This window comes from Donghicola eburneus (genome assembly GCF_900115865.1).
GTDB classification, from domain to species: Bacteria; Pseudomonadota; Alphaproteobacteria; order Rhodobacterales; family Rhodobacteraceae; genus Donghicola; species Donghicola eburneus.
In genome coordinates, this window is the sequence record NZ_FOXY01000025.1 from 1 (window position 1) to 17,628 (window position 17,628).

Below are 17,628 nucleotides of genomic sequence, written 5' to 3' on the forward strand. Positions count from 1 at the left end.
CCAACGCAGGATCGGCCAAGGTGCCAAGATCACGGGGCGGATCGGGTAAGACGTAGAATTCAGCGGGCAAGCCCTCGATCTGATCGGCGTTGAACACTCGGTAGGCCTTGGCATAGGGGATCTGGCGTTCCTCGCCGTTTTCATCCTCGCGCTCGACGGTGCCGTATTTCACGACCGTGGCGGATTTCTCGCCCTTGCGGACGTGGCCCCCAAGCTGCTTGGCCTGATTGAACGTCATCCAGCGAGCTGAGCTGTAATCCTTGGCCATCGCCGTGGCCCAAAGCATCAGGATGTTGATGCCCCGATAGGCTTCGCCGTTGAATCGTTCCGGCAAGCTGACCGATGCACCGCCACCGGTCCACGGTTTGCGCCAAGGCGGTGTTCCCGCCTCGATCTGCGCGACGATCTGATTAGTGACATGGGAATAAACGTCAAACTTCTCTGCGGTCATTTGTGACCCTCCTTTGAGTGACGCGGTCGGGGTCTGCTCCCCTTTCCGCCAATGGGCGGGCCTTCCTTCTCTGTTGTCTGGAATGCCCATGCATTCCGGACGGCAGAGCAGGTAAGGGCAAAGCCCGTCCTGCGGCCCGGCGGGGCCGTGACAACCGGGTGGAGGGCGTGAATTTGGGAGGGAACCGCGCGCCTGCGCGTGGGAGGAACCGGAATTCTCGATCGGAACCGACGCCACAGGCGGCGCTTGCCGGTTTTCTCGGACCTGCCGGGATGGCAGGCGGATCAACAGGTTTTGGAAACTGTCAGGGTTGGGGTGAGCGGGCTTCAGCCCGTCGATCCCCTGCCCTGTCTATCGCTCAAAGCGATACCGGCGCACCGCCGGGATCACTGAACTCTATCGAGCCATATCTAAATCGATAATATACGATTGATGCCTTCGTTAGATTCAGGCACAAGACGACCATCATTGTTTCTGTTGGTATGCGCGATGAACCAGACGATTGACCTCGAACTCAACGTCACCACCGAACAAGGCCTTCGGGGACTTGCTGAGGAGGGACACACGGTCGAAGTGCTGTGCAAAGCCGATCCTGAACGCAAGGGACCAAGCTGGTACGGCCTGTGGATCATGCGGACGGTTGGGAGTGATGGGCAGGAGAAAATCCTTGTCACTGCCAGAACGCGCGTGACGCAGAATGCGATCAGGGTGCGCGAATTCAAGACGGCAACCGGCGTGATTTCATTCCTTGTTGGTGTCGGGTTCTCTCAGGCAAGCATTCCCATGAAGAATGGGGAAACGACCTCTCATCGCCTCGTCAGTGACTGAGACCTGGATCACGGTCGATGTCCCTATCCTTCTCGACCTCCTGATCCTTCTCCTGGTCGCGCTCGTCCTCGATCTCCAGCCGCTCGCGCGGCTTATTCAGCACGTCCTGCAGCCGCTCGTTGACAGACGGCTTCCGCCCATCGCGTCCTGTGTCCTCACCCAGATCATACTCGCTGTGACCATCCAGCTTGTGAACCGCCGCCTGGCCGTCGCGCCCCGCGTCCTTTTCCATGATTTCCTTCAAACGCTCCCGGGCATAATTGCGACCTTCCGGCTTTGGCGTGTCGTCTTGGTCCCGTGACCGGCCCACGACCTGCGATAACCGCTCGCGGATATCGTCTGACGTGCGCCCGTCGCGTTCTTTCGACGTCGCGGCCCGGAGTGCCGCCAGACCGGCAGAAACACGGCCCTGCCCCGCCTCGCGCTCGATGCCGTAGGTCTCCCGCGCGATATCCAGCCGCTCACGCATTTCGCGGAAGGCGGCGCGGGCCTGGCGAGCGGCATGGACCACGGCCCCGCGCTCGGTGACCGGGACGTATTCCCTACCCTGACGCTCGGCTATCACCTTGGCGCGCCGCTCCATGGAATTGGCCGCTGGCCCCAGCTTCAGCTCGGGATCGCGGTCCAGTTCCTCGGCGGACAGCTTGTCGCCACGATCCAGCGCCGTCTCGCGCTGCTTCTCAAGCGACCGGTGATCGACGCGCTCGACCTCCCCGACACGCTCCAGCGCGCGGTTCTGCAACTCGGCCCAGAGACCGCGCATCTGCTCGATCTCGACACCGCCGGTCTTGGCGGAATCGAGCACGCGGGTTTTGGCTGTGAAGCCCCCGGCTTCCAGCTTGCGGGTGGAGGTCAGAACATGGGCATGGTGGTTGCGCTGATCGCCTTCGCGGTGGGGCGCATGGATCGCCACATCGACGGCCACGCCGTAGCGGCTGACCAGCTCCTGGGCGAAGTCGCGGGTGATCTGCGACCGGGCCTCGGCGCTGATCTCGGAAGGCAGGGCCAGCTCCCACTCGCGGGCGGTGACGGAGTTGCGACGGGTCTCGCTGGCCTCTGCCTCGTTCCAGAGGCGGGACCGGTCCGAGGCCCAGTCCGGCGCATCCTTGGGGGTCAGAATGAAGGTCTCTTCGATGCCCTGCTTGCGGGTGTAATCGTGGACGCGACCTTCGCGATGGCACTCGATGCGCTCGCCGACACGGTAGGCCGCCGCCGCCGTGGCAGAGCGCCCGGCGCTGCGTTTGATCGTCTTCACGGAGAGGTGGTAGCTGGCCATGCGCCCTCCCCTCGCCTGTGATGCAAACGCGCCCACGCGCCGGAGCTGATCCGTGCCGATGCCCTGACATTGGCAATCGGACCAGCCGTCTTTTCTCCGCAAGAGTGCGCCCGGAACCGGCGCGGTCTGAGGGGAAAAGACAGCCCACCCGAAGCGAGCCTCTGGCTCACTAAGGAGCGGGCTTGCCAGTGATCTGTCCCCAAATCCCCAGCCTCGTGGGGGGCGGGATATGGGGACAGATCACTGGCGGTTTGCCGGGGGCAAACCCGGTTCGTGGCGGCACCGTCAGATCTGCCGGGGTGCGCGCTCGCACCGACACGAACCTCCCGCAAGGGAGACGCCAGCGGCAGACCGGCCCCCACCGTGGGGCATCGGGCGAGACGCTGGCGCGACCTTGCGGGACGCGATCCAACGGCTGACGTTGGTCTTAGAGGGTTTGGGAGAGGCGATGCCGTCTCCCATTTCGATGCGGCACGCAGCGAAGGGGATGGCCATCGGCCGGGGCTTTGCCCCAGAGAGATCGCACGCAAAGCTCGGAACCACAGGTGAAGAGTTTGCATAAGTGCGCCCTTGTCCTTTACAGGCCTACGGGTAAGCGCTATCGCTCGATCTGACAAGACCAACCTGTCCACCTGCTCTTTTCAAAGATGGAGATGCGTATTGGCAGAAACCGAACTCGAACGGGCCGAGAAACGCTACGCCCAAGCCAAGGCCCGTCTTCAGGCGCTGAAGAACCGGGAAGCCACAAGACAGCGCAAGCTGGATACCAGGCGCAAGGTGATCCTGGGCGGTGCTCTCCTCGATTTGGCGGAGAGGGATTCCGGGGCTGCCGCGATGCTCGACCGGCTGATCCGCAACCTGCCCCGCGAACAGGACCGCAAGGCCTTCGCGGACTGGGGGGCTTCCTCTGGGTCACTCTCCCCTGCCCCGTCCAGTTCTGATCAGGACGGCCCGTCCTGATGCGGGGCGTGATGCTCGTCTTCGGAGGGCTGTTCCGGTTCTTCGGTCGTTTGATCTTCACGCCCATTCTGTTGGGCTGGATGATCGGCGCTGTCCTGTTTGGCGCGATGATCGGGGCGCTCGTGGCCACGCCCTTCGTCTTCGCCTTCTTTGACCAGCCGCCCGGCGAAAGCGCCTGGCAGTGGCTGGTCTTCGGTCCCTTCATGTTTGTGGGCGCTGTCTTTGGGTTCCAGTACTGGCGCATGGCCTCCGGGGCCGATGCCTTCTTCGGGCTGGCCGGAGACAGCCACGGCTCGGCGCGCTTTGCCAACCGCAAGGAGCTGAAGAAACTGGAACACGCGGACGGCCTTCTGATCGGGCGCAACCCGCACACCGGACGGCTGCTGCGCTATGACGGTCCGGCTCATCTGATCACCCTCGCCCCGACACGGGCCGGGAAAGGCGTCGGCACCGTCATCCCGAACCTGCTGGCGGCCGAACGCTCGGTCCTGGTCATCGACCCCAAGGGTGAGAATGCCCGGATCGCCGGGGAAGCCCGGCGGCGGTTCGGAACGGTCCACGTCCTCGATCCGTTTGAGGTCTCCGGGATGCCCTCTGCCGCCTACAATCCGCTAGACCGGCTGACACCGGAGAGCCTTGATCTGGGCGAGGATGCGGCCTCCCTGACAGAAGCGCTGGTCATGGACCCGCCGGGACAGGTTTCGGAAGCGCATTGGAACGAGGAGGCCAAGGCCATCCTCGGCGGGCTGATCATGTTCTGCGTCTGCCACGAGGACCGCAACCGCCGGACGCTTGCCACCGTCCGGGAATATCTCACCCTGCCCCCGGAAAAGCTGCGCGCGCTGCTGGAGCTGATGCAGGACAGCGATGCGGCGGGCGGGCTGATCGCCCGTGCCGCCAACCGCTTCCTCGGCAAGGCGGATCGCGAAGCCGCCTCGGTGCTGTCGAACGCACAGCGCCACACGCACTTTCTGGACAGCCCGCGTATCGCGAAGGTGCTGTCACGATCGGATTTCCACTTCTCCGATCTGCGCCACCGGATCGCTTCGGTGTTTCTGGTGCTGCCACCGAACCGGATGGATGCCTACAGCCGCTGGCTGCGCCTTCTGGTGTCTCAGGCCCTTCAGGACATTGCACGGGACGCAGAAGCCTCTGTGGCCCCTCAAAGTGGCCCTGTAGGCGCTCAAGGGGCTGCACAGCGCCTCAGGACACCTACGTTGTTCCTGCTGGATGAGTTCGCTGCCCTTGGCCGTCTGGAAGCCGTGGAGCGCGCCATGGGGCTCATGGCAGGCTATGGGTTGCAGCTCTGGCCGATCCTCCAGGACATGAGCCAGCTCAAGGACCTCTACGGCGAACGCGCAGGCACCTTCATCGCCAATGCCGGGGTGCAGCAGGTCTTCGGGGTGAATGATTTTGAGACGGCCAAGTGGCTGAGCCAGATGATCGGCCAGGAAACAGCCGGGTTTCAGACTGACAGCTTCAAGCCCGGTGACGGCCCCAGCTTCAGCAACAACCTCACGGGCCGCGATCTGTTGACACCGGATGAAATCATGCAGCTCCGCCCGGAAAACCAGCTTCTGCGCGTGCAGGGGCAAGCCACCGCCGTGGCGCAGAAGCTGCGCTATTACACCGATCCCGAGTTCAAGGGGCTGTTTGTCCCGCAGGGCCAGTAATCCGAAGGACGCCTCGTGATGCCAGACCAACCCGAAAAAGTACGGGGATCTTCTGGGCCAGACCCTCGACAGCCACCTAGGCGCAACCGCAGACGCGATGACCGAGATTGTCAGAGGCCTTGCCGTCCAGACGGACAAGACCATTGGGGCCTTGGCGCTGACCGTGACGCTTCCCCGTTTCTTAGCCAGCAACGCTTCCACATGCGCTGTCCTCGGGGCGTCCTGGACCACGACAACCACGGGTGTCGATGCGTGCGTGTTCTACCAGCGGTAATGGGTGAAGCGCTGTTAGTGATTGTCTCAGCTTGACAGGCTGGGTGTTATATATGTGTTAGAATCTGTGTTACGGGTGTGCATATTACTCTTAGTCACTTGAAATTTAACGGCTTCTTCTAATGCTCGGTAACTGATAACACGAATCTTGGTAACTGAAATCCTGCTTTGGGTAACTGATAACACGAATCTTGACTGTGGTAACTAAAACCACGAATGTAGGCCCATGGTAACTGATAACACGAACGCTCTCGCCCCGCTCCTTCCGGATCGTCACCCGCAGCATGATCTTTTCATCTGCGATGTGGCTGACGCTGTGTTGAAGGACGTGATGCAACATATGGAGCATCCGTTCTACTCGCTTTCAAAGAAGCCGGAAACGACGATCAAGCGATACGAGAATGGCAATAAGTGGCTGCAGATCACGCCTAGTGTGAAGGGTCTCGCAACGATCTACGACAAAGATATTTTGATCTACTGCATCAGTCAGATCATGGCGAAACTGAAGGAAGGCCTTCCGGTTTCGCCCCGTGTTCGGATCAATTCCAGAGAGCTGCTTATCTTTACAAATCGCGGTACCAGTGGCCGGGAGTATCAGTCCCTTCTCGATGCCCTGGACCGCCTTGAAGGAACCCGCATCAGGACGAACATTGTGACCGGGGACGAAGAACAGGTTGATGGATTCGGCTTGATCGATGCTTCGTCAATCCGCCGCAAGCATGGTCTCGACGGTCGCTTGCTGTGGTGCGAGGTAAAACTGTCGGATTGGGTTTTCAACGCTATCCGAAACGAAGAAGTTCTGACCCTCCATAGGGACTACTTCCGTCTGCGTAAGCCCATAGAACGGCGGGTGTACGAAATTGCTCGAAAGCACTGTGGCCAACAGAAGTCCTGGCGTATCACGCTGGCTAAACTGCTTCTCAAAACTGGTTCTCAAAGCCCACAGAAGCGCTTTCGGCAGATGATCCGGCAGCTTGTAGAACATGACCATTTGCCGGATTACCACGTTACCTTTGAGGATGACGCCGACATGGTGGTTTTCACCAATCGCGGCACGATGTCACCCACCTCGCTCGTGGAGGGCAGCATTCCGCCTTTGCAGTCTGACACCTACGAAGAAGCGCGCCATGCTGCTCCTGGATGGGATGTACGTTTTCTTGAACAGGAATGGCGCAGCTGGTGCGTAGAGCCCCCTCGCAATGCTGATCGAGCTTTTGTTGGGTTTTGCCGGAAGTGGTTCGAGAAACGCGGAAGGCCGTGAGATTAAAAACCGGTAATAGAAATGAATCCGGTTAAGGATTTAAATCAGGTGTTGGATATTTTTCCGGTACAGGATATAAATCCGGTAACAACAAACCGGCAGGATCGAGCAATGCCCGTTATCGTCATGGCAAGCCCCAAGGGTGGGGTCGGTAAATCAACTTGCGCTGTACTTCTGGCGTCTGAATTCGCTCGCATGGGAGCGGATGTCACAGTACTGGACTGCGACCCCAACAAATCTCTGACCAGATGGGCATCGCACGGCGTACCCACAGGCGTGACCCTCAGGAGCGAGATTGGCCGCTCAGAAATTGTTCCAACAATTCGGAGCGCCGACGGCGATGGTAAAATCGTTATCGTGGACCTGGAAGGCGTAGCATCACAGCTTGTCAGTCGCGCGATCTCGCAAGCGGACTTGGTGATTGTACCAATGCAACCGACGGCCCTCGATGCGGAGATCGGCTCTGAAGCGCTGGCATTGGTGCGAGAGGAAGAAGAGGCGCTCGGGCGTTCGATCCGGCATGCTGTGGTTTTGACCAAGACAAGTGCAGCGGTCAAAAGCCGCGTCCAGAAGGAGTTGGAAGAGCAGCTCAGAGGGGCAGGGATCGACGTGATCGAGCCATCCTTGGTAGCACGCGCGGCATTCTCGGAACTGTTTGCCTATGGCGGCGATCTGACCGCGATGATGAATGACCCTGAAATGATGACAGGCGGTAAAGTGGATAAGGCGTTGATCAACGCCCAAGCATTCGCGGAGGCTGTTTATGAGCGGCTCAAATAGACTTGCAGGGTTGAAGGCGCGCCCGAAGGACACGACTGTTGAAGAAGTCAGGCGTGTGGATGAGGTTGGAGAGGCGCGGGGTTTCCTCGACAGGACACCCCGCAAGAAGCCTGGCCGCAAACCAAGCCCACGTACATATCAACTGCACCCGAAAGTGTTCCCTGAGGTAGGTCAAGCGATTGCTGCTGAGGCCGAGGATCGAGGGCTAACCCAAGGCCAATTAATTGAGGAGATGTGGGAAATTTATTCTTCGGCGCGAAGATGACTTATTTTGACAGCGCCCCATTAGTGCAAATACGATTCAGCACTATTGGCGATGGCTTAGCAGCGTGCCCAAAAGATCCAATATCTACGCTTGCAAGGCATTAACAATGCGTAGAGTTCGACGCGTGAAGCCTGTCAGTTCGCTCGGGTCGATTTGATCCGGGGTAGCGTCGTCCATATCCTCCCCGTGATGATATTGGCTCGTATAGCCGTTGATCTGGTCCAACTCGTCATAGAGCGCCTGAGCAGGATGGGGGTCACCACCTTCGCGTATCTTCCTCACGATATCACCGAGCCAATCATTAGCGAGGAAGCTGCCCGGATAGGTCGTGCGGCAATGCGTTTCCAGAACGACGCGCATCTTGCGGATAATGTCGAGCAAGTTGCCCGCGCCTGTGCTCAGATAGGTTTGCAGGTCGTCAATGTCGGTGGCCGTTCGGCCACGGCAGGCATGTTCCAAGTCTACCGGCATGATCTTCGAGCCTTGGGCGCGGTGGTCTGCAATCGTCAACGCAACACGCTCGGCTGCTGGTGACTTGTCCCAAACCTGCTTGAGGAAGGTGGCATCGTGCGAAAGCACGATGACTTGCGCGCATTTCCCGGCCACCTTCATGATTTCATGCACAGTCTGCCGACGGCGGAAAGCGTCTTGACTATTAAAGGGGTCATCGAACACGACCAGCTTTCCGGCTGCTGCTGGGTCCCGTTCAAGATGCGCGAGGAAAAACGCGAGGGCGAGTGTGGTGCGGTCGCCGGCGCTGAGAGTGTTCTTGAAGCTCGGCCTATCCCCAGGCGTCTTGCTGTCGCCAAGATCAATTGCCGTGTCGTTGATGACGAGCTGATAGCTTGATGTGGCGACGCCGCCTGGGTAGGCGTGCTTGGTCTCAGTAATGGTGAATCCGGCATTGAACGCGGCCAGATAGTCGTTGATGCGCCGCTCGTAGGGCTTCACCACTGTCCTGGTGTGCGCGTCGAGTTGCTTCCTGATCGCGTCCTTGCGTGCTTCGATGCCGTCTTTTTCGCCGCAAAGCTTCGTATAGGTGCCGCAAAGCTCGGATACGTCCGCACGGTGCCGGGTCTGGATCGCCGTCAGGCGGGCCAGCTCGGTCTCGGCCGCTTTGAGGTCGCCTGCATCGGCGGCTGCCTTCTTGTCGGCAATCACGACATTAGCCGCCCGGATCGCGATGTTCGCTGCCTCGATGGCGGCGGCGGCGCTGTCATAAGCAGTGCGTGCGACCGTGAAACCTTCATCTGGCGTAATCAGTTCAAGCGGTACTGCCGCCTTGCGGTCGAGAAGACAGGTCGCCGCGGCTGCAAGCCCGCGGATCGCCTCGACAGCCTCTGTTGGCAAGGAGAGGGCAGGGGCTTCGATCGCGCAATATTTCTGCCAAAACTCAACGCCGCCGTTATTCTGCTCCGCGATGGTGTTAAGGCGGGCAAGAGCGGCATCGCCCATGTCCCGCAAGACGCCCGCATTCATGGTGGCGATCTCTCCTGCCAGCGCCTCGTAACGCTCGCTGAACACAGCCCGAAAAGCGGCGATCAGTGGAAGCGCTCGAATATCCTGCCCACAGAAGGGACAGGTATCGTCGGCATGGCCGAGGCCGTCCGCGATCCAGTTTCCACCGCTGGCCGTCATGCAATGCGCGGCCAGGTGTTCCGACAGTCGTTGTTCCGCATCCTGCGCGATGTCGTCGATGGTGCGAGCCAGCATGCCGGTGAATTCCTCCGGCAAGGCCGGAATAGCAAATTCCGAAAGGACAGGGCGGGCCCGCAGCGCATCGGCCTGCCGTAGCGCATCCACGCTGCGCGTTTGCGCCTCGATCTGCACCGCAATGTCGGACGTCTCTGGCAGAGAAATGAAGGCGTCCAGCTTCATGGCTGCCGGTACATGCGGCTGAACGGCCTTTCCCGCCGTGCTAATTTCGCCGGTCTTGGCGCGGCTCTCGGCGGCTAGGTCGGCATCCTGTGCCGCGAGCTTCACACCGGCGTCGCCGACGATGACACGATAGAGATTGCGTTTGTGCTCGATGTCCACGACTTCGCCGGAGTGGACATTCTCGGCGACAAACACCCCGTCGAAGATAGAAATTTCCGGCTTGGTTGCATTCCACGCCACGCCGTCGAACCGGGCCTGTCCGTCGTCCAGTAGCAGCTCGACCGTCGACGCGTCAGTCGCGCCAAGAGTCTTTCGACCGAGAACATGGGCCGGATCGCCAGTTTGCAAGGAGCGGAGGACGGCGCAAAGCGTTGTTTTGCCGTAGCCGTTTGCACCCGCAATGAAAGTGTGCTTGCCAAGCTGCGGATTAGGGGAGGTGGCGGAGTTGCGGAATCGGCCGACGTTCTTAACCGAAATGATCTTCTTGAGCACTTGCTTCCCCCTGAACAATACTGCCGCGCCCACCCGGCAAATGCCGGTAGAGCGTTGCCGGCGAAACCTTTAGTCGCGTTGCCACCTCGTCCACGGTGATCGCCGGATCGCATAGCAGCGCCTTAGCGGCCGCCAAGTCGGCGGCGGATAGCGCAGGGGGGCGGCCGCCCTTGCGGCCGCGATCGCGTGCAGCCTTGAGGCCCGCGCGGGTGCGCTCCCGGATCACGGATCGCTCGAACTCGGCAAGCGCCCCGAAAATGTGAAAGACTAGCCTACCACCTGCGGTTGTGGTGTCGATCGCTTCTGTGAGGGAGCGAAATCCGATGCCCTCATCCTCAAGCGTAGAAACCGTGTCGATAAGCTGGGGCATCGATCGCGCCAGGCGGTCGAGTTTCCAGACGACCAAGCTATCTCCCTGACGCATGTATGATAGTGCGGCGTTCAGCTCGGGCCGGTCGCGCTGTGCGCCGGATGCCTTTTCGGTGAATACCTTCTCACAGCCCGCCGCCTTCAGGGCGTCGAGTTGGAGAGCGGGATTCTGATCCTGCTTAGAGACGCGGGCATAGCCGACGAGCATACAAACCTCTTAAAACTCGTCTCACTATGGGGGAATTGAGAGGTTCATTTCAAGAGATAGTTTTGAGAGATCAGAGGCCAAGTCCGCGAGCGGGCAGGGGGCTTCTACGGGAAGCTCTCAAAAACGGTGGTTTTTGAGAGAGAGCCTTGCCGATGTCACCACTATGGTGTATCGTGGTGCAAGCTGATGCAACGAAGTATTCGCCATGCCTGATGCCCAAAACAACGATGACAAATCCGTACATCGCCTGTCTGTCAGCCTCACGGCGGAGCAGCATCGCGAGCTTAACGAAATTGCCCGAAAAAACCGGGTATCAGTGGCATGGGTCGTGCGCGAAGCGATCGATCGCCTTCTGAAGGATGACATGCCACTGCTGCATGTGGGGAAAGAATGAAAGCCGCGCGGACCAAATCACGCACCACCACGCCCAAGGGCAAGTCTTCGCATGTTGCCCCGCGTGGTCGCTTCGCTGACTTGGATGAAGATAAGTTGCGCGGGGGCTATTATACGTCATCAAAGGTCGCTGAATGGCTGTGCGGCTGGGCAATCCAATCCGCTGATGATGTTGTTCTGGAGCCGAGCTGCGGCAATGGTGCCTTTTTGGAGGCGGCCGCACATCGGCTCCGTGAGCTTGGCGGGACGCCCGCAAAGATTGTGCGGAATCTGACGGGCGTCGAGATCATTCCGGCAGAGGCAGAGGCCGCAACAGCCCGCCTTCAAGGCGTGCTCGGTAAGTCTGCCGAAAAGGTGGTTGAAAACTCAGACTTTTTTGCATGGTGGGCAGACTCTATTCAGCCCGCCTTTGACGCGATCATCGGCAACCCGCCGTTCATCCGCTACCAATCGTTCCCTGAGCCGCATCGCACCATCGCCATGCAGATAATGGGCGATCAGGGGCTGAAGCCAAATCGCCTGACCAACATCTGGGTGCCGTTCGTGGTCGCCGCGGCCGCCAGCCTCAAGGCTGGCGGCCGCCTCGCGCTCGTGCTGCCGGCGGAAATCCTGCAAGTCACTTATGCGGCGCAGTTGCGCTCCTATCTGACCGACCACTTCGAGCGGATCGACGTGATTGCCTGCAATGAGCTGTTCTTCGAGAAGGCTGAGCAAGAGGTCGTCCTGCTACTTGCCGATGGCGCTTTGGCAACGGCGTCCGAAGACAATACCTGCCGCGTTTCCCTGACGGCAGCCGCAACCGTTGCTGATATTACCGATGTCAAACCAGCCTTGATCCTAGATCGGGCGGAGCCCAAGACGATCCGGCATGACAGCGAGAAGTGGCTGAAATACTTCCTCGACAATCGGCAGATTACCTTCATGCGCGCTCTGCGCGATGCAGCGATCACGACGCCCATGTCCACGCACGCGAGCATCGACGTGGGGGTTGTCACCGGAAAAAACGAATTCTTTGTCCTCTCCGCCGATCAGGTCGAAGATCTTGGCCTTGCGGGCTACACAACGCCGTTGGTATCGCGCTCCGCCCAGCTGAAAGGCAGCAAGATCGGGAAGGCCGACTGGAGATCCCTGGCCGCTGGCGGCAATCGCGTTCACCTGCTCAACATCTCGAAGGCGCAAGCCAGCAAGCTCAGCGCAAAACTGCGCCGATACATCGAGGAAGGCGAGCGGAAAGAATTTCACATGGGATACAAGTGCTCGATCCGAAAGCCTTGGTATCTGGTGCCGTCTGTTTGGGTGCCGGACGGTTTCGCGTTCCGCCAGATTTACGACTTCCCCCGTATGGTGTTGAACTCTTCCGGTGCTACTTCCACCGACACGATCCACCGGATGCGCAGCCATGGCGCGAAGCCTGAACGGCTGATCGCCAATACCTATACCTGGCTCACGGCTGCATCGGCGGAGATCGAGGGTCGGAGCTATGGCGGCGGCGTTCTGGAACTTGAACCGACAGAAGCTGAACGGTTGCTAATGCCAGCACAGCTCAACGGTGCGATGCCGCTTACGGAAGTTGATCAGCTCGTCCGTGCCGGCCGGCTCGATGATGTTCTGGAGGAGAATGCAAAGATCATCCTTCGCGAGCACATGGGGCTGACATCGGCAGAGTGTGGTCTTTTGAAGAGCGTCTGGACGCAGATGCGGAATCGGCGGAACTCCCGCCGGCGTGGTGCCCGGAAACATACAGCATGACAGCCGTTGACCCGAAGGACGTTGCCCGTGCTCGGGTGGCTGATCTCGTCCAAAACTTCCGGCGCAACGAAACAGATTATCTGCGCGCTGCCTATAATGAGACGCAGGCGCGCACGGATTTCATCACGCCTCTGCTCGCGGCATTTGGATGGGACGTGCACAACGCCGCCGGCCAACCGCTGGGGCTTCGGGAAGTTATCGAGGAGGCTACTGTTGAAGTCGGAGAAGAGCGGCTTTCCAAGAAGCCGGACTACGAGCTGCGCCTTGCACGCCAGCGCAAGCTCTTCGTCGAAGCCAAAAAGCCACATGTGCGCATTGATCGGAGTCGGGACGCCGCATTTCAGACGCGGCGTTACGGTTACTCGGCAAGCCTGCCGATCTCGATCCTGACCAACTTTCATCAGCTGGCGGTATATGACTGCCGGCCCTCTCCAAATCTCACTGATGAAGCGCATGTCGCGCGCATTCTGCTTGTCGGATACGATGAGTTTGAGACGAGCTTTGACGAGCTGTGGCCGCTTCTTTCGCGTGAGGCGGTGTACTCTGGCGATTTTGATCGCCGCTTCGCCGTCGATGTGACCCGGCACGGTGCAGATCAGTTTGACGACTTTTTCTTGCGCCAGGTGCGTTCGTGGCGCGAGCGTCTCGCAAGAGATATTAACCAGCAAGTCCCCGGCCTGTCGCCAGACGAGCTAACCTATGCGGTGCAACTGTTCCTTTCGCGGATCGTGTTCCTGCGCATCTGTGAAGATCGCGACATCGAACGCTATGAAACCCTGCGTGGCCTGACTGCTGGCAACAGTTTCGATGCTCTTATGGCGGAGCTGCGGCGCGCGGACGCCTTTTATGATTCCGGGCTATTTCGGCTTTTAGATGATGCCCGGCTCGGGATTCGCATCAGCGACGATGTGCTGAACGGTATCATCAACGAGCTTTATTACCCGCAAAGCCCCTACACCTTCGCGGTCGTGGAAACCGAAGTACTCGGAGAAATCTACGAGCAGTTCCTAGGCGAGATCATCACGATCGACGTGCATGGCAACGTCGAGATCGTCAGCAAGCCCGAGGTGCGGGACAGCGGCGGCGTCGTGCCGACGCCGCGCTACATCGTTGATGCTATTGTCCAACGCACGCTTGGGCCGAAACTGGCTGGACAGTCTCCGGCTGATCTTGCGGACTTCACCGTTGCCGACATTTGCTGCGGCTCGGGCATTTTCCTCTTGTCGGTTTTCGAGTTCGTGACGGACCACTATCTTTCCTGGTATCTGGCGAACGATCGGGCAAACCATGTCGGCCGCACGATCTATGAAGCCGGGGCAGGGCTATGGCGTCTGACGTTCGAGGAGAAGCGGCGTATCCTGCTCGCGCATGTTCGCGGCGTCGATATTGACGCCAATGCGGTTGAGGTCGCACGGTTTAGCCTTCTTTTGAAGCTTATCGAAGACGAGAGCGAAGCCGGTTTGCGTGAGTATGTCGATCGCACCGGCACGCCGGCGCTACCGGAGCTGGATGGAACGCTACGGGCAGGCAATAGCCTTGTCAGCCAGGCGGAGTGGGTTGCGGCGCGCGGCGCACTGCCGGCACGGCTTCTGGATAAGGTCAATCCTTTCTCCTGGGCGGCTGAGTTCCCGGCGGAGAGTGCGCGCGGTGGTTTCGACGTGATCGTTGGAAACCCGCCCTATATCCGCATTCAGAACATGCAGGCATACTCACCAGAGGAAGCCGCTTTCTATCAATCTGCGGGGTCTCCTTACACAACGGCGCGTCAAGACAATTTCGACAAATATGCGCTATTCATTGAACGCTCGCTAGGCCTGGTAAGGCCAGACGGACGGCTTGGCTTCATCGTTCCGCATAAATTCATGACGATTCAAGCCGGGCGGGCACTTCGTCGGCTGGTGACGGCAGGGCATCCACTCGAAGAGATCGTGCATTTCGGCGTGCAGCAAGTCTTCGGACGCTTGGCGACCAACTACACCTGCCTGTTGATCCTCGACCGGCAGGGAAAGGCCGATGTAAACGTGGAGCGGGTCGAAACCTTGGATTTGTGGCGGTATGGCACGCCAGGGGTGAGAAGCACGATGCCAGCCGCCGAGCTGACGGATGATCCGTGGCAATTCGCCGATGCGGCCACGCGCGCGCTGTTTGCGCGTGTGCGCGCCACCTGCGGTCGGGAGCTGGGTGAAGCATCAGAAATCTTCGTCGGCGTCCAAACCAGCGCCGATGCAATCTACATCTTCCGCGAGGTAAGCAGCACGCCAGACACCGTGACGCTGCAATGGGACGGTCGCGAGTGGCCAATTGAGCGGGATATACTCAGGCCTTGCTTGCATGATGTCACACTGCACCCGTACGCGCGCGCTGAAGCAAACACCTGGATGATTTTCCCCTATGAGATCGTCAACGGTGCCCGTACAACAGCACAGCTGATCCAACCTGTAGATATGGCGCACCGGTTTCCGCTCTGCATGGCCTATCTGACAGCGCGTCAAGCTGAGCTGCAACGGCGCAATATCGTCGGCGGCACAGCGGCTACACGGCAGTTCTATCAGTTCGGGCGCTCACAGAGCCTAACGAAGTTCGACAGTCCCAAGATCATCCTGCCGATCCTGTCCCGTGAGGCTCGTTATGCCTACGATGACACCAACATCATGATGACAGGCGGCGGAAACGGTCCATATTATCTGATTAGGCCGCGCGATGGCGCACCGGAGACAAACTTCTTCCTGTTGGCTGTCCTGCACCACCCTTTGAGCGAAGCGATGGTGCGGACGCACACCAGCCCGTTCCGGGGTGGATACTATTCGCACGGAAAGCAGTTCATCGAGCACTTGCCGATTCCACAGGCAACGCCGGCGGAGCGAGCAAACATCGAGGCTCTTGTCACGCAGTTGATCGCGGCAAACGATTCCGCGCAAGTGGCTCGGGTGCCGCATCAAAAGACGCTACATGAGCGTAACGCGGCTGCGCTGCGCGACCAGATTGAAGGGCTCGTAACGGCCCTGTTTGGACTCTCGCCAACGGATATGGCGTTGGCAAGAGCTGTACCGATTCCAGCATGACAGCGGTGAGTTCTTTTGGGTCAACAGAATGGAAGCCGTTCTGCTGTTTTGTCGATCCCCGGCGTGGCGCAGTTTTGAATGAGGGATTCTGATGAGGCGATTTGAGATTGATGCAGAGACGCTCCCCGACCTTCCTGGCATGATGCTGGTCACGGTCGAGGCGCTGAACGACCTCGGCGGGTCCGCAACGATCCAGGAGCTCGATGAAAAGGTGATCGAGCTGGAAGGCGTGACTGAGGCCGAACAGTCCTTCACCATGTCGCGCGATGAAAACCGCACCCGGGTAAATTACTACCTGGCTTGGGCGCGGACCTACCTGAAACGCGGTGATGCTTTGATCAACTCCAAGCGCGGGGTCTGGGCGCTGACAGAAACAGGCTCCGCGATCTCTGACTTGAGCGCAACGCAAGCGATCTATGATCAGGTGACGCAGGAAGAACGTGAGCGCGCGCGGCTTAAGCGTCTCGCTGCCAAGAAGGCTGACGCCGATAGGGGTGAAGAGATAGAGGTTTTGGCCGAAGACGGCCCTGCCGACGAGGAGGATTGGAAGTCGGCTCTTCTGGCCGTGCTCGGCAAGATGACCCCGGACGGATTTGAACGGCTGGCGCAGCGCCTTCTGCGCGAGGCGGGCTTCACGAAAGTCGAGGTGCGCGGAAAGTCCGGCGATGGCGGGATAGACGGGGTTGGCGTGTTGCGCGTGAACCTGGTGTCATTCCAAGTCTATTTTCAATGCAAGAGATGGAAGGGCAGCGTCGGCTCCAAGGAAATTCGTGATTTCAGAGGAGCCTTGCAGGGGCGCGCTGATAAAGGCCTCTTCATCACTACTGGCCATTTCACCAGCCAAGCTTCGGATGAAGCCACGCGCGACGGCGCGATTGCGATTGATCTCATCGACGGTGATCGGCTTTGTGAACTGTTGAAGGAAAACCGGCTGGGCGTCGCAACAGAGATGATCGAACGGGTCCAGATTCAGCCTGATTGGTTTGAAGGCATCTAAGACAGAAAGTTGCTGTCCACGCCCCCTTAGGGGCGTTCGCGCGAAGCGCCGGGCCTGTCGGCGGGCGGTCTTCAGGTCGCCCGCCGACAGGTCACTCTGAAACCGGCCACCACCAGGATCACGCCAGAACGCAAAGGCCCCCGCCTGCTGACGGGGGCCTCAATCGTTGCGGCGGTGCGGGCCGTTACTCAGCGGCCATCCGGTCGGCCTGCGCGGTGCGTTCCATGATGTAATCCACGGCCTTCTGCGCCTCGGACGCGGCGCGGAATATCGCGCGGCTGTCTCCCTTCATCGCTTCCAGCCACCCTTCGACATAGGCGGCGCTCTGATCAAATTCAGGCTCCACCCCGATCTGTGCGCAAAGCATGCAGTTGCCAATCTCCGCGACCAGCTCCTCAAACGCGTAGGCCTTGCGGTCATTGAACCGGCCCAAGCGGTCCAGCCGCTTTGTCGCCCCTGTCCAGTGGGTCAGCTCATGCGCCAAGGTGCCGTAATATCCTGCCGCGCGATGAAACGTGCCAATCGGGGGCATGTGGATGCGATCAGTCTTGATGTTGTAATAGGCGCGCGGCTCCTCGGTCGTGTCGATCTGCGCGCCGCTCGCGGCAAAGAATGCCTCCAACGCAGGATCGGCCAAGGTGCCAAGATCACGGGGCGGATCGGGTAAGACGTAGAATTCAGCGGGCAAGCCCTCGATCTGATCGGCGTTGAAC

14 protein-coding genes are annotated in these 17,628 nt (G+C 59.8%); 9 read left to right on the forward strand and 5 right to left on the reverse strand.

All coding sequences use genetic code 11. The annotated features are described in order from the left end of the window. Positions 1–451, reverse strand: a 451-nt coding sequence (locus tag BM225_RS20615) for an ArdC-like ssDNA-binding domain-containing protein (protein ID WP_143095436.1), incomplete at its 3' end; no start/stop codon positions are given. Positions 452–940: 489 nt separating this feature from the next. Between BM225_RS20615 and BM225_RS20620 the strand changes: the two genes are divergently transcribed. Next, positions 941–1,279, forward strand: coding sequence for a hypothetical protein (locus BM225_RS20620; RefSeq protein ID WP_066009087.1), 339 nt, complete (start codon positions 941–943; stop codon positions 1,277–1,279). Here the strand turns inward: BM225_RS20620 and mobQ are convergent. Next, positions 1,269–2,555: a MobQ family relaxase gene (gene mobQ, locus BM225_RS20625; protein WP_092465420.1), complete on the reverse strand. Its 1,287-nt coding sequence runs from the start codon at positions 2,553–2,555 to the stop codon at positions 1,269–1,271. The genes BM225_RS20620 and mobQ overlap by 11 nt on opposite strands. 660 nt (positions 2,556–3,215) lie before the next feature. Between mobQ and BM225_RS20630 the strand changes: the two genes are divergently transcribed. The 4 genes from BM225_RS20630 (at position 3,216) to BM225_RS20645 (ending at position 7,502) form a co-directional block, all read left to right on the forward strand. After that, positions 3,216–3,515 carry a mobilization protein gene (locus BM225_RS20630; protein WP_092465421.1) on the forward strand — a complete coding sequence of 100 codons (300 nt, stop codon included), beginning with the start codon at positions 3,216–3,218 and terminating at the stop codon, positions 3,513–3,515. Then, positions 3,515–5,188 carry a type IV secretory system conjugative DNA transfer family protein gene (locus tag BM225_RS20635; protein WP_092465422.1) on the forward strand — a complete coding sequence of 558 codons (1,674 nt, stop codon included), beginning with the start codon at positions 3,515–3,517 and terminating at the stop codon, positions 5,186–5,188. The genes BM225_RS20630 and BM225_RS20635 overlap by 1 nt, the downstream gene beginning before the upstream one ends. A 499-nt stretch (positions 5,189–5,687) precedes the next feature. After that, positions 5,688–6,722: a replication initiator protein A gene (locus BM225_RS20640; RefSeq protein WP_092465423.1), complete on the forward strand. Its 1,035-nt coding sequence runs from the start codon at positions 5,688–5,690 to the stop codon at positions 6,720–6,722. A 21-nt stretch (positions 6,723–6,743) separates the two neighbouring features. Next, positions 6,744–7,502 carry a ParA family protein gene (locus BM225_RS20645; RefSeq protein ID WP_245780567.1) on the forward strand — a complete coding sequence of 253 codons (759 nt, stop codon included), beginning with the start codon at positions 6,744–6,746 and terminating at the stop codon, positions 7,500–7,502. A gap of 349 nt (positions 7,503–7,851) precedes the next feature. On the opposite strand, the gene BM225_RS20655 is transcribed toward BM225_RS20645, so the two are convergent. Together BM225_RS20655 and BM225_RS20660 are read right to left on the reverse strand one after the other, a co-directional pair. Next, positions 7,852–10,137, reverse strand: a complete 2,286-nt coding sequence (locus BM225_RS20655) for an AAA family ATPase (protein ID WP_092465426.1) — start codon at positions 10,135–10,137, stop codon at positions 7,852–7,854. Further along, positions 10,112–10,714 (reverse strand): recombinase family protein, encoded by a 603-nt coding sequence (locus BM225_RS20660; RefSeq protein ID WP_092465427.1) that lies wholly within the window; start codon positions 10,712–10,714, stop codon positions 10,112–10,114. Before BM225_RS20660 ends, BM225_RS20655 begins: the two co-directional genes overlap by 26 nt. Before the next feature lie 205 nt (positions 10,715–10,919). Here BM225_RS20660 and BM225_RS20665 point away from each other — a divergent pair, with 205 nt between their 5' ends. The 4 genes from BM225_RS20665 (at position 10,920) to BM225_RS20680 (ending at position 16,915) form a co-directional block, all read left to right on the forward strand. Then, positions 10,920–11,108: a ribbon-helix-helix domain-containing protein gene (locus BM225_RS20665; RefSeq protein ID WP_092465428.1), complete on the forward strand. Its 189-nt coding sequence runs from the start codon at positions 10,920–10,922 to the stop codon at positions 11,106–11,108. Beyond that, positions 11,105–12,856, forward strand: coding sequence for an Eco57I restriction-modification methylase domain-containing protein (locus BM225_RS20670; protein ID WP_092465429.1), 1,752 nt, complete (start codon positions 11,105–11,107; stop codon positions 12,854–12,856). Before BM225_RS20665 ends, BM225_RS20670 begins: the two co-directional genes overlap by 4 nt. Further along, positions 12,853–15,918: an Eco57I restriction-modification methylase domain-containing protein gene (locus tag BM225_RS20675; protein ID WP_092465430.1), complete on the forward strand. Its 3,066-nt coding sequence runs from the start codon at positions 12,853–12,855 to the stop codon at positions 15,916–15,918. The genes BM225_RS20670 and BM225_RS20675 overlap by 4 nt, the downstream gene beginning before the upstream one ends. A 91-nt stretch (positions 15,919–16,009) precedes the next feature. Continuing rightward, the gene (locus tag BM225_RS20680; protein ID WP_092465431.1) at positions 16,010–16,915 is read left to right on the forward strand and encodes a restriction endonuclease; all 906 of its coding nucleotides are present in this window, start codon (positions 16,010–16,012) and stop codon (positions 16,913–16,915) included. A 184-nt stretch (positions 16,916–17,099) separates the two neighbouring features. Here the strand turns inward: BM225_RS20680 and BM225_RS20685 are convergent. Then, on the reverse strand, positions 17,100–17,628 hold a 529-nt coding region (locus tag BM225_RS20685; protein WP_245780568.1), incomplete at its 5' end, for an ArdC family protein.